13 protein-coding genes are annotated in these 13,720 nt (G+C 28.6%); 8 read left to right on the top strand and 5 right to left on the bottom strand.

Annotation, left to right across the window (positions count from 1 at the left end; genetic code table 11):
• The 3 genes from fusA to rpsL form a co-directional block, all read right to left on the bottom strand.
• On the bottom strand, positions 1-1,988 hold a 1,988-nt coding region (fusA, locus tag Q0K19_RS04010; RefSeq protein ID WP_297245573.1), incomplete at its 3' end, for an elongation factor G.
• A 19-nt stretch (positions 1,989-2,007) separates the two neighbouring features.
• On the bottom strand, positions 2,008-2,478 hold the full coding sequence (gene rpsG, locus Q0K19_RS04015; RefSeq protein WP_297245576.1) for a 30S ribosomal protein S7: 471 nt from the start codon (positions 2,476-2,478) through the stop codon (positions 2,008-2,010).
• Between the two features lie 14 nt (positions 2,479-2,492).
• Positions 2,493-2,867 carry a 30S ribosomal protein S12 gene (gene rpsL, locus Q0K19_RS04020; RefSeq protein WP_020064458.1) on the bottom strand — a complete coding sequence of 125 codons (375 nt, stop codon included), beginning with the start codon at positions 2,865-2,867 and terminating at the stop codon, positions 2,493-2,495.
• A gap of 536 nt (positions 2,868-3,403) precedes the next feature.
• Here rpsL and hisIE point away from each other — a divergent pair.
• The 8 genes from hisIE (at position 3,404) to Q0K19_RS04060 (ending at position 9,009) form a co-directional block, all read left to right on the top strand.
• Complete coding sequence (gene hisIE / locus Q0K19_RS04025; protein ID WP_297245581.1) at positions 3,404-4,066, top strand: bifunctional phosphoribosyl-AMP cyclohydrolase/phosphoribosyl-ATP diphosphatase HisIE; 663 nt, start codon at positions 3,404-3,406, stop codon at positions 4,064-4,066.
• A 378-nt stretch (positions 4,067-4,444) separates the two neighbouring features.
• Complete coding sequence (locus Q0K19_RS04030; protein WP_297245582.1) at positions 4,445-4,987, top strand: hypothetical protein; 543 nt, start codon at positions 4,445-4,447, stop codon at positions 4,985-4,987.
• A gap of 18 nt (positions 4,988-5,005) precedes the next feature.
• Positions 5,006-5,914, top strand: a complete 909-nt coding sequence (locus tag Q0K19_RS04035) for a hypothetical protein (RefSeq protein ID WP_297245584.1) — start codon at positions 5,006-5,008, stop codon at positions 5,912-5,914.
• 12 nt (positions 5,915-5,926) lie between these two features.
• A complete protein-coding gene (locus Q0K19_RS04040; RefSeq protein ID WP_297245586.1) occupies positions 5,927-6,637 on the top strand; it encodes a hypothetical protein in 711 nt (236 codons plus the stop codon).
• A gap of 30 nt (positions 6,638-6,667) precedes the next feature.
• Complete coding sequence (locus Q0K19_RS04045; RefSeq protein WP_297245587.1) at positions 6,668-7,333, top strand: cell envelope biogenesis protein OmpA; 666 nt, start codon at positions 6,668-6,670, stop codon at positions 7,331-7,333.
• 5 nt (positions 7,334-7,338) lie between these two features.
• Positions 7,339-7,596, top strand: a complete 258-nt coding sequence (locus Q0K19_RS04050) for a hypothetical protein (protein WP_297245589.1) — start codon at positions 7,339-7,341, stop codon at positions 7,594-7,596.
• A 12-nt stretch (positions 7,597-7,608) separates the two neighbouring features.
• Positions 7,609-8,247 carry an outer membrane beta-barrel protein gene (locus tag Q0K19_RS04055; RefSeq protein ID WP_297245591.1) on the top strand — a complete coding sequence of 213 codons (639 nt, stop codon included), beginning with the start codon at positions 7,609-7,611 and terminating at the stop codon, positions 8,245-8,247.
• A gap of 30 nt (positions 8,248-8,277) precedes the next feature.
• The gene (locus Q0K19_RS04060; protein WP_297245593.1) at positions 8,278-9,009 is read left to right on the top strand and encodes an OmpA family protein; all 732 of its coding nucleotides are present in this window, start codon (positions 8,278-8,280) and stop codon (positions 9,007-9,009) included.
• 524 nt (positions 9,010-9,533) lie between these two features.
• Here Q0K19_RS04060 and Q0K19_RS04065 read toward each other — a convergent pair.
• Together Q0K19_RS04065 and argH are read right to left on the bottom strand one after the other, a co-directional pair.
• A complete protein-coding gene (locus tag Q0K19_RS04065; RefSeq protein ID WP_297245595.1) occupies positions 9,534-11,798 on the bottom strand; it encodes a BspA family leucine-rich repeat surface protein in 2,265 nt (754 codons plus the stop codon).
• Between the two features lie 532 nt (positions 11,799-12,330).
• Positions 12,331-13,719 carry an argininosuccinate lyase gene (gene argH, locus Q0K19_RS04070; RefSeq protein WP_297245597.1) on the bottom strand — a complete coding sequence of 463 codons (1,389 nt, stop codon included), beginning with the start codon at positions 13,717-13,719 and terminating at the stop codon, positions 12,331-12,333.
• Position 13,720 lies beyond the last annotated feature (1 nt).

Here is a 13,720-nt window from a genome sequence, read left to right on the forward strand (position 1 = left end):
CTACCTTGAGATACGTTTCTTATACTTGTTGTATAACCGAACATCTCTGCAAGAGGTACTGTAGCATTAATAGATTTATAACCAGATTTATCTGTAAATCCGTGAACCTGTCCTCTTCTTGAAGCTAAGTCGCCTATTATATCACCCATATAATCTTCAGGAGTTACAACTTCTACTGTCATCATAGGCTCTAACAAATAAGGATCTGCTTTTTTACATCCGTCTTTGAATCCCATAGAAGCAGCAATTTTGAATGCCATTTCTGATGAGTCTACTGGGTGGAATGAACCGTCAAATGCTGATACTACAACGTCAAGCATTGGATAGTTAGCAAGAACACCTGTATTCATAGATTCTACACAACCTTTTTCTACAGCTGGTATGTATTCTCTTGGTACTGCTCCTCCAACGATTTCATTATTGAATTTGAATCCAGCATTAGGTTCATTAGGTCCGATTCTTAGCCATACATCACCGTACTGACCTTTACCGCCTGACTGACGTACGAATTTACCTTGTACCTCAACTGTTTTCTTAATACCTTCTCTATAAGATACTTGAGGACGTCCAACATTTGCCTCAACTTTGTATTCTCTTTTCATTCTATCACAGATGATTTCCAAGTGAAGCTCACCCATACCTGCGATGATTGTTTGGCCTGTTTCTTCATCAAAACTAACTCTGAATGTTGGGTCTTCTTCAGCAAGTCTTGATAAAGCAATTGACATTTTATCTCTGTCGCCTTTTGTTTTAGGCTCTATAGCAACGTTAATTACTGGCTCTGGGAAGTTAATTGATTCTAAGATGATAGGAGCATTTTCAGGACATAATGTATCACCTGTTGTAGTGTCTTTAAGTCCTACTGCTGCAGCTATATCACCGGCATATACTTGTTCAATTTCTTCTCTCTTGTTAGCATGCATCTGAAGTATTCTTCCGATACGCTCTCTCTTACCTTTTGTAGCATTAAGTACATAAGAACCAGATTCTAATATTCCAGAATAAACTCTTAAGAATGCTATTTTTCCAACGTGTGGGTCTGTCATTATTTTGAATGCTAATGCACTGAATTTCTCATCATCAGCTATTTTTCTTTTTATAACATTACCATCTAAATCAGTACCTTCCACTTCAGGCTTATCTATAGGAGATGGTAAATAATCAACTATTCCATTGATTAATACTTGAATACCTTTGTTTTTGAATGCTGTACCGCAGAACATTGGGAAGAAGTCAGCTGTTAATGTAGCTGTTCTTATAAGTCTTTTTATAGTAGGAACATCAATTTCCTCACCTTCAAAGAACTTATTCATAGCATCATCATCATATTCAACGATTGCTTCTAATAATGAATTTCTATATTCTTCTGCTTTTTCTTTTAATTCAGGTCTGATTTCTCTTTCTTCCATTTTCATGCCGTCTTCAGAAACCCAAATTATTTCTTTCATATTTACTAAGTCAACAACACCCTCGAAATTACTTTCTGCACCTATAGGTATAACTATAGGGTGACTGTTAGCTTTTAATCTATCTCTAGTTTGATCTAAAACAGCGTAGAAATTAGCACCTATTCTATCCATTTTGTTAACAAAAATAGCTCTAGGGATTTTATAGTTACTTGCTTGTCTCCATACTGTTTCACTTTGAGGCTGAACACCACCTACTGAACAGAAAACACCTACTGCACTATCTAATACTCTTAAAGATCTTTCTACCTCAGCAGTGAAGTCAACGTGTCCCGGAGTGTCTATCAAATTGATTCTGTGACCATTCCAAAAACAAGTTGTTGCAGCAGAAGTGATTGTAATACCTCTTTCTCTTTCCTGTTCCATCCAGTCCATTTCAGCTGCACCTTCATGAACCTCACCTAATCTATGTGTTTTACCTGTAAAGAATAATATACGCTCACTTAAAGTAGTCTTACCAGCATCGATGTGAGCCATAATACCAATATTACGTGTGTTTTCTAACGAAATTTGACGTGCCACTTAAATATTCTCCTTAAAATTACCACCTGAAGTGTGCGAACGCTTTGTTACCTTCAGCCATTCTATGAACTGTATCTCTCTTAGCTACTGCCTGACCTTTACCATCTATAGCGTCTACTATTTCATTTGATAAACGTTCTACCATACTTCTTCCGCCTCTTTTTCTAGAAGCATCTATAAGCCATGTGAATGCTAAAGAATTTTGTCTGTCTGGTCTTACATCAACAGGAACCTGATATGTAGAACCGCCAACTCTTCTTGATTTTACTTCTACACGAGGCTTAATATTTTCTATAGCTTCATTAAAAGCCTCTAAACCATCCTTACCTGTTTTTTCTTTAACTAAATCCATAGCTTTATAAAATATATTTTCAGCTTTACTTTTTTTACCGTCATACATTAGCTTATTTATAAATTTACTAATAACAACGCTTCCATAAACTGGATCAGCATCTATTTTTCTAGTTTGTGCTCTTCTTCTTCTAGCCATATTACTTTACTCCATTAAGCCTTTGGTTTCTTAGTACCATATTTACTTCTAGCTTTCATTCTCTTTTCTACACCTGTAGCTTCACGGCTTCCGCGAACTATGTGATAACGACAACCAGGTAAGTCTTTGACCCTTCCGCCTCTTATAAGTACGCGGTTGTGTTCCTGTAATGTATGGTCTATACCAGGAATATAAGCTGTTACTTCCATACCGTTAGTTACTCTTACACGAGCAATTTTACGCATAGCTGAGTTAGGTTTTTTTGGTGTAGTTGTTGTTACACGAGTACAAACCCCTTCTCTTTGCGGACATTTCATTAATGCAGGCGACTTTGTTTTATTTATTATGCGCTTGCGACCTTTTCTTACTAATTGATTAATTGTAGGCATAAAATACAAAACCTCTAATTCTTTATTTTTTTACAAGCCAATCCGTTTCAAGGAATGACAATATTAATATTTTTTATTAAACTTCAAACACGAAACAGTATATCAACTGAGCAATTATAGTATTAAAACCTAATTAATAGTGAGAAAAACATACTATACGCTTTAATCGCTTTTATGAAAGTGAGAGCATTATAAAGCAACTATACAAAAAAATCAATAGTATTTAATAGTTTTTTTACTATTTTTTAATATTTTCACTAATATTTTCTTATTATTAGTCGCTAATAAATACTTCAAATTTATCACTTTGCAATTATTATATTTTTTAACTTTTTATATTTTTTAAATAAAAAATTATTAAAATCAAATTAATTATATAATTAAATATAACATTTTTTTAATAAATTATATATATTTTCAAATTATAAAAACAACATCTAAAATCTTAATTAAATGCAATATAATTCAATATAAAATATTGCAAAAAAATTATATTTATAGCATAATTACTATCAATAATATTTTAGGAATTATTTATGAACAATATAAATCAAAACGAAATATCAAAATTAAAATTCGATGATAAAGGTTTAATACCAGCCATAGTTATAGATTATTATACAAAAGAAGTTTTAACCCTAGCATATATGAACAAAGAAAGTCTTGAAATAAGCATCAAAGAAGAAAAGACTTGTTTCTATAGCAGAAGCAGACAAAAATTATGGAGAAAAGGAGAAACATCTGGAAATTATCAGCATATACAATCAATAAAAAGTGATTGCGATAATGATGCTTTAGTTATAGAGGTTATAAAAGATGGCCCTGCTTGTCATACAGGAAGCGAATCTTGTTTCTTTAATGAAGTGTTTTCAAAAGAAGATTATAAAGATTTTTCTATTGATAAACTTTATGAACTCATAAAGGGAAGAAAAATTAATCAAACAGAAGGCTCATATACAACTTATTTATTTAATAGCGGAATAGATAAAATATTAAAAAAAGTAGGTGAAGAATGTACAGAAGTTATAATAGGTGCTAAGAATGACAGCAATAAAGAAACTATATATGAATTGTCAGATTTGCTTTATCATAGTTTAGTTTTAATGGTGGAAAAAGGCATTACCATTAATGATATAAAAAATGAATTAGCCAGCAGGTCTATAATAGATAAAAAAGAAAAACAAAAAAGTATGAAATAATACAAAATTCTAATACATAATATTTTTAACCCTATAAAAATTTAATTATAAAAGAATCACTATTATACAAATATATACATAAAAAATTTTATTATATCACTAAAAATTACACAAAATATATGTTTTATTTTTCATTTAAAACAAATTTAAATACAATTTTAATAAAACTAACATACATTATAAAATTTGTAATCAAAAAAAAATAGAAAATGTAAAATAAATATTGTGTTTTTTTAAAAAAAACTAAAAAAAATAACAAAAATGTAAAAAAACACAAAAAAATATATAAAAACATATAATTTAAAATTGTAATATTTTACTTAGTGATTTATAATATTAAAATATTATAAAAAATATTTTAATTTATGGAAATATGCTATGAAAACACTATCAATTATTTCACTTATATCTATAATTTTAATGATATCATGTACAAAAGATTATGGAGTAAAGATTACTAAACCAGGAGCTGATTTAATACTTTCAAAAATGCAAAGCGGTAATTGGGCTGGTGCATCTGCTAATGGAAATAATCTTACTATTAATGGAAGTACCGGTAGTCTTAACGGAAGCTACAATTTTGAAGAACCTGTATTAGGTATAGGCGGAATATACAAAGATAGTAATGGCGGATACATAATGGCTGCTCCTGCAGGAGATGAACTTTATGTTGTAAAAATGAATGATGAAGCTAAAAAAGCAGTAGATGCTATACTTGATGTTCTAGATAAAGAAGGCGGAGAAGCTGTTGTTGGAAATTTGGTATCTGCTATTATAGATAAAGGTGCTGATAAAATAGATTTAAGCAATTCTGATGAAATATTAAAAGGTACTAATTTACCTGCTGATAAAAAAGCTGAAATTGAAAGTATATTAAAAAATTCTCAAGGCGGATTCACTGCCGGAGAAGCTATTAAATAAAATATATTGGTTCTTATTATGAAAAAAATTTTTATATTATTATCTGTTTTATTTTGTTTTAATGCCTATGCTTCTGCTAAAGGACTTCCTCTTTCTACAGAAGTAACAGGAGAGGATTACAGTTGGATAAAAGGAAGACAAATGATAAGCGTCAATTTAAATCCTGGCGGTGCTGTTTTTTATCCTTTATTATTCAATACTGCTGTAAATAATGCTGCAAATCTAAGCGGATTAGCCGGCATCAATTTAGGAGATATCAATAAATATTTTGATTATGCTGATGCTAAAGGTTCTGCTTGGTATATACCTGCTATTTCATATTCATTATTTGTTCATAATCAAATAGCCTTGGAAACAGGAATAGGTGTTTATTCAAGCACTTATGATTTGACTATAACAAAAGAAAATGCAGGAAAATTATTAGAAGCATTAGGACATGGAAGTTATACTAGTGTTGTTGGTAAAGATACAACTTTCAATGCATCATTTATATTTATGCCTGTAACATTCGGAGTAAAATTTTACGGGCCTAAAAGACAATTCTATAATGCATTTCGTTTCGGAATAGATGCTTTCTTCTATACTGTAACTACAGATAATGGACTTACTGGTATAAAGACAGAGCATACAGTTCATGATGCTGCTTTATATATTTCTTATGAGTTGGGCTGGAATATAGAATTATTCCCTACTAAAGAATGGAGAGTAAAACCAACTATAGATATAGCGATACTTGAAATAGGATATTATGTAAGACCTTGGACTCAGAATGTATATAATACTGTAACAGGCGGGGTTACTTCTTTGACTGCTGGTTTCTCTGCATTCAATATTCCTGCTTGGAGCAGTTTCCCAGATTGGGCAAAATATCTTGCAAATATAAGATTTGCATTATTTCCTAGAATTGGATTTAGTTTAAGATTTTAATGGGTTTGAATTATGAATATAAAGAAAATTATCATTTTTATATCTGTACTAATTTTTACATCAGTAAATATAGTTAATGCTCAGGATTATTTGAAGCATTCTTTAGGTATAGATTTTGGTACTACATTATTTGCTATGGGCACTATGCCTCTTATAACTGAACTAATATATAAAACTAAAGAAGGTGCCAGCGGTAAATTTTATGATGGTAAATTCGGAATAAGATTAACATATAACTATACTTATCTCCCTAAACAATCAATAGATGCTACATTAGGTTTTTATGCTTTTGATACTCATTATGGTGATTATTCTGAACCTGTTAGAGATGGTGCCGGAAATATTATAAACTCAGGTGCTATATCTAAGTTTTATAATGGAAGTACAATAGCTATACCTGCTTCTATAGGAGTAAGATTTTACTTTAATAAAAGTAATACTCCTAGCGGTTTTTTCCTTCTTCCTAAAGTTGGTATGACTACATTGATAGTTAATGGTAAAGAATTAAGATCTGATGGAACTACAAGATATAAAACTACTACTGTTTATGATTTCTATATATCCGGAGAAATGGGATTTAGAATAGATTTATTTTCTCAAATGGGTAGTGATTGGGAAGTTCGTCCTTTTATAGATATATCTTTACTTGATATAGGATATTCTTTTACACCAGGCATAAGATTAATACCTCTTCCTAGATTAGCTATAGGTATATCTTTTTAATAATTGATAATGTTTTGTAAGGTTTTTAGTATGAAAAAAATTTTATTAATATCAATAATAACTTGCTTTATGAGTTCATCTTTGTTTCCAATAATAGATGCATTTTATATAGCACCTAAAGTTATATATAATTTCAATGATTCTGGTTTTAAAAATCATAAGAATCAGAACATTATAAATAATTATCTTGGAGCAGGTTTTTCTACAGGCTTTGACTTCTATAGATACCAGAGAAACATACCTTTGAGATTAGAATTAGAATATACTTTCAAAGATGGTATGACTGGAAACTATCATGCAGGAAATATAGTAAAACAGTCTCAGCATTCTATATTAGCTGCAGCTTATTACAGCATGCATATATATCATATAAAAAAGAGTGAATTAAGAACTGTTACAGCTGAAGAAATATATAGCAGAACTCCAATAATGTCTTTATATTTAGGACTATTAATGGGTACAAAAATAAATGCAAACACTTATGACAGATGGTTTGAAGAAAATGGAAGAGTTAAAGCTACTGTAACAGTGCCTAGCCCTACATTTGCAATAGGCGGTGCTGTAGGAGTTGACATATATGTTACTAGCTTCCTTAACTTGGATATAGGATACAGAATATTATATGGTTTGGATAGTGTTTTATCACATGAATTTGCTATAGCAGCAAGATTTCCAATACCAGACCTTAGGAAATAATACTTATGAAAAAAATAGCTTTATTATTATTAATATTGATTGCACTTGCTTCATGCCAAACATCAACTATGATTATAATGCCGGTACAGAATGTTCAAATGCCTGCTTATCCTCCTCAAAGTCATTTAGGAGAAAAAAGCAAACTTAATTCTAACAGCTATTATAATTTTAATAATAGTTTAGGTATGAATAGCAGTTTATTTAATAACAGTATTTTTAATACTAATAATTTACTTAGAAAAAATTTTGTTTATTTAAAATAAAAGGGTTGTTATATGAAACGATTAGTAATTATATTATTATTTTTTATTGTTGCCTTTTCAAGTAAAAGTCTTTCTGCAGCAATTTTCTCAGGTGTTTATATAGCCCCTAAAATTAATTTTAAACATGAGGCTCTAAATAAAACAAATAGATTAGAGTTAGGAAAACTTCCTTTCCTTGAAAAAAATAATTATATAGGCGGCGGTTTTGCTGTTGGATATGATTTATTTAGAAAAACTAGATTAGTGCCTTTAAGACTTGACATTGAATATATGTTTCATGGAGTAATTGGTAAAAAAGAAACTTGGATGCAAAGTATAATGGCAAGCGTATATTATGATATAAATATATTTTTTGTAAGAAATAATGAATTAGATAATCTTAGCACAAGGGCTCTTTACAGCAGAGTTCCTAATATGAGTATATATTTCGGATTATCTTTCGGAAACAGATTATATCAAATGCATCATGTTTATGATGATATAGGAAAAGCTCTTATAACTAGAAGTTCTTTTGCATTTGGAATTAATGCAGGTTTGGTGTATAATATACTTGATTGGTTTGCTTTGGATTTAGGATATAGGTATTTATTGGGATTTGGTTTCAGTGATGCTCATGAGGTGCTTCTTGGAGCTAGATTTACAATAAGGTAAGTAAATAATTGTATTTTAAGAAGGTTAATTATGATAAAAAAATTTTTACCTTTAATATTTTTATTAATTTTTGCAGTTTCATGTTCTACTAATGACAAACATGTTGTGGTATTAGCTTTCAGTAAACAGCTTCATGCAGTACTTTATAATGATAATAGTCAGGCTACAAAAACAGCTTCAAAAACATATACACAAGAAAATGATATTACAACTGTAGCAGATTCTATAAAAGAAAAAGAAGAATATAGAAATAATCAAGAACAACAGATAATAGAAGAAAAAACAGAAGAAAAAGAACGCACAAATAACGATGTTATTGAAAAGGAAAAGCCTCAAATTATAAAGCAAACAGAAGTTGTAAAACAAGAAGATAATGAAATTCTTGTTACAGCTAATATAATAGCTTTTGATTTTGATTCTTATGAATTAAAAAATGAATATAATGAAGGCATAGATGAAATTTGTAAATATCTAAACAAAAATCAAGATATTAATCTAATCATCGAAGGACATAGCGACAGCAGCGGAGATTCTAATTATAATATATATTTATCTGAAAATAGAGCAAAAGCTATATTTGATAAATTAGTGGATAAAGGTATAGATAAAGATAGACTTAGATATATAGGATATGGTTCTACTCATTCATCTGAATATAATGATAAAGACAGAAAATGCCAATTCGTAATAATAAATAATTCAAATGAAGAGAAAGAATATAAAAAAGAAAATGAAACTGATATTATAAAATTAAAAAGATAATATAGTAAATTATTTTTCACATTTTCTAATTTGTTCAAAAATATTTTTAACATAAACTTTATATTTAAAGTATTAAAATTTTCAACGTCTCAAAAGTTTTTAATTTAGAATATTTAAATGATTATTAATATCGCTTATTAATCTAATATATACTGAAAATTTTTAAGTTTGTCAATTTTTATATTTTGTAAATATATTATCAACTTTTTTGTCGCTCAAAAAAGTTGCAAAAACGCATATACTACAGCTTAATATTTTAAGAATACATGTTAAATGTAATATAATACAGTAATTTTATGTCAAAAATCAGTTCTTCGCGAAATGTATCCGAGCCTGTCGAGGATATAGGTTCTCGCCTGCCGAAGGCACGCACAGCGAGGCGTACTTCCTATGTGTCACGCCAAAGGCGGACTTCGTCTGGTTCTTTTTGCTGCGGGAAAAAGAACAACAAAAAAATTGACAAACTTAAAAATTTTCAGTATATACAATTTATAAAGTATATTACAATCCGCTATAAATTATTTTTAACTTTTATACCAAGAAGGAGGATTACTTTCTATAGGAGAATTTGAAAAAGCATATTTCATATTAACATTTTCTCCTAATTTCCAAGATTCTAAATCCTGATTGAAATTAATACAGTTATCAAATAAAAATGATATATATTTAATATTAGACATATTCCATTTATCTAAAGGCTGATTGAAATTTGAAGCCCATTGAAACATTGAGGTTATAGATTCAGCATTACTCATATTCCAATCATTTAAAGGCTGATTAAAACTTTTTGCATACCTAAACATAGCATCTGCATATTTTAATTTGCTTATATTCCATTTAGAAATATCCTGATTAAAAGAATATGCACTTTCAAACATAAAGCTCATAATTTCTACATTACTAACATTCCAATTACTTAAATCATTATTAAAAATAATACAATGTGAAAACATAAAATTCATATATTTCACATTAGAAACATTCCAATTATTAAGAGGCTGATTAAATCTAGTACAGCCTTCAAACATATAAGCCATATCTTCTACTTTAGATACATTCCAATTTTCTATATTATGATTAAAATATACAGCTCCTTTAAACATATTATGCATATCTTCTACATTTGAAGTATCCCAAGTTTCAATACCGTCAAATTTTTTAACTTTTGAATTTTGAAATAATCCTGACATATCAGTTATTAAGCTAGTATCTATTTTATCATATTTTACTTTTTCTTTTATTAGTTTTAATAATTCTATTTTGTTTTTAGGTTTATATTTTTCATTATCTTTTAATTCTATTTTTTTAGCTTTTTTATATTCTAATATAATACTCTCTTTATTTTCAATTAGTTCCTTTAATTCATCATAATAAGTATTTTCAAGTTTCTTTATAAAATCTTTAAGTTTATTATATTTCAAAACTTCTTTATAAACTTCTTTTATATTGCAGTTTTCAAGCATAGCTAAAAGTTTTTTTCTATTATTTCCTTTAGATAAAAAATAAATATTTAATATAGACTTAACATTCTTAAAAGAAGAAGCACCAGAAAAAATATCATCAATAAAGCAAGCCTCATTAATAATCCAATTTTCTATAGATTTATTAAAACTTTCAGCACCGCTAAACATATATGACATATAAATTGCACTAAAAACATTCCAGCTTCCAATATCCTGATTAAAACTTTTTGCATTAAAAAACATATAGTTCATATATAAAACATTAGAAGTATCCCAATTATTTAAAGGCTGATTAAAATTATAAGCATTCTCAAACATACCAAGCATATTTTCTGTTTTACTTACATTCCAATTATTAATATCTTGATTAAAATTTTTTGCCTCAAAAAACATACATTTCATATTTACTACGTTTGAAGTATCCCATTTATCTAATGGCTGATTAAAACTTTTACATTTACAAAACATATTGCTCATATCTTTTACATTGCTTGTATTCCAATTATTTATATCAGAATTAAATCTCTCTGCCTCTTCAAACATAGAACGCATATTTTCAACTTTAGAAGTGTCCCAATTATTTAAAGGCTGATTAAAATTTTCAGCACATTTAAACATGCTGTTCATATCCGTAACATTAGAAACATTCCAATCATTCAAACTCTGATTAAAATTCTTACATCTCTCAAACATGCTATACATTTTAGTAACATTAACTACATTCCAATTACTAATAGATTGATCAAAATTTTCTGCCTCAAAAAACATGCAGCTCATATTCTCAGCATTAGATACATTCCAACTATTTAAATCCTGATTAAATTTTTTACATCCGCTAAACATTCCATACATATTTTTAACATTACTTACATTCCAATTATTCAAAGGCTGATTAAAAGATGATGCCCCATAAAACATAAAGCTCATATTTTCAACATTGGATACATTCCAGCTATTTAAATTTTTATTAAACTTCTTGCAATCAAAAAATATACTATTCATATCTTTAACTTTATAAACATTCCAATCACCTATATATTGATTAAATTCTTCAGCACCGAAAAACATACAAGCCATATTCTCAACATTAGATACATTCCATTTTGATATATCAATATTAAATGTTCTGCAATTAAAAAACATATCATGCATATCTATAACATTAGAAGTCTCCCAATTTTCAATACCGTCAAATTTTTTTCTTGTTGATTCTTTGAATAATATACTCATATCAATAATTAAACTTGTATCTATATCACCCAAGTAAACATTATTATTTTCTACTAACTTTTGTAACTCTTCTTTTGTTTGAGGCTTGTATTTCATTATTATGTTTCCTTGTTGTTTTTTATGATTCTATATTATTTTATATATTTTTCAATTTTAATACTAAATATAACAAATAGATTTTATATCAATTTGTTAATATAATACTAAAGATTAATTATCGTATAACATTTCAATATAACATTTGTCTTTTTGCAACTTTGGCGAAGCCAAAAAGTTGATATAATTTTTTAATTTATCTAATAATATAATAATTTTACTTTTTTGATTTATTTTGAAGCCCCGCCCTTTCAATTTTATAGTATTAATTTCAATTAAAAATTTTATTTATATTAAAAGCCAAATTAGAAAAAGCACACCCGCCCAAGTGTTATTTAAATTTATAATGCTCACTCCGCACGCTGAATTGATTTTGATATATGATGTAAATTGAATTGATAATTAAACTTATATTTTTAGATTTGCTCACCGTGCGTTAAAAATCATGTAATAAAAAATGCAATAAAAAAACAAGAGCACCATTTTTTTATAGTACCCTTGTTCTATATTTTTTATTTACTTAATAATAAATTTATCTTCCGTTTGATTTGAGCCACTCTTCGTTTATTTTTATTACTTCTAAAACAGCATTCTCACTAGGGCTTCCAATCATTGTCTTGTTAGAAACCTGAGCTTCTGGTGTTATACAAGCATAAATATCATCTTCAAAAAGATCAGACTCTTTTTTATATTCTTCTATTGAAAGAGTAGAAAGATTTTTATTGTTGTTTATTGAGTATACTACAAGACGTCCAGAAACAGCATGTGCATCTCTGAAAGGCATACCCTTTCTTACAAGATAATCGGCAACCTCAGTAGCATTCAAAAATCCTTCATTAACAGAATTAAGCATATTATCTTTATTAACTTTCATTGTTTTTAATACATTAGGAAGTATTGATAAACAATTCTTAACATTCTCTAAAGAATCAAATATACCCTCTTTGTCTTCCTGCATATCTTTATTGTATGCTAAAGGCAAAGACTTCATCACTGTCAATATAGAAAATAAATTTCCGTAAACCCTTCCAGTCTTTCCGCGAATAAGTTCAAGTATATCCGGATTCTTCTTTTGAGGCATTAAACTTGAACCTGTTGTAAACTCATCATCAAATTCTACGAATTTAAATTCAGAAGTAGAATATAATATCAGCTCTTCAGAAAAACGGCTTAAATGCATCATTATTATTGATAAAGCAGATTCCACCTCAATAACAAAATCCCTGTCAGATACAGCATCCAATGAGTTAAGCATAACATTCTTGAAATTGAGTGTTTCAGCAGTTTTTTTGTTGTCTATCTTGTAAGTGGAACAAGCCAAAGCACCAGCACCTAAAGGCATAACATCTATTCTTTTATAGGCATCAGTCAATCTGTCAAAATCTCTTTTAAACATCTCAACATAAGCACCTAAATAATGTGCAAATGTTATAACCTGTGCCCTTTGAAGATGTGTATATCCGCTCATATAGGTTTTTGTATGATCTTTTTGAATGCTTACCAATGTAGAAATTAAATCTAATATTAAAGATTTCATATTCTCTACTTTGTTTTTTAAATGCATTCTCAAATCAAGTGCCACCTGATCATTTCTGCTTCTTCCAGTATGAACTTTTTTTCCTACTTCACCTACTCTATCGATAAGCCATCTTTCAACTTGAGTATGTATATCTTCTAATTCAAAATCAAATTGAAGTTTATTATTTTCAATATCATCTAAAATCTGTTTTAGACCATTTATTATAGTTACGCTTTCTTCAAGAGGAATTATTGAGCATTCTCCAAGCATTTTTGCATGTGCTATGCTTCCTAATATATCCTCTTTGTACATCTTACAATCGAAAGATAATGAGGAATTAAAATCATTAGCTTCCTTGTTAAGCTCTTTAGAAAAGCGTCCCCCCCATAATTTTTCTTTCATA

This window comes from uncultured Brachyspira sp. (genome assembly GCF_944393015.1).
GTDB lineage: Bacteria > Spirochaetota > Brachyspiria > Brachyspirales > Brachyspiraceae > Brachyspira.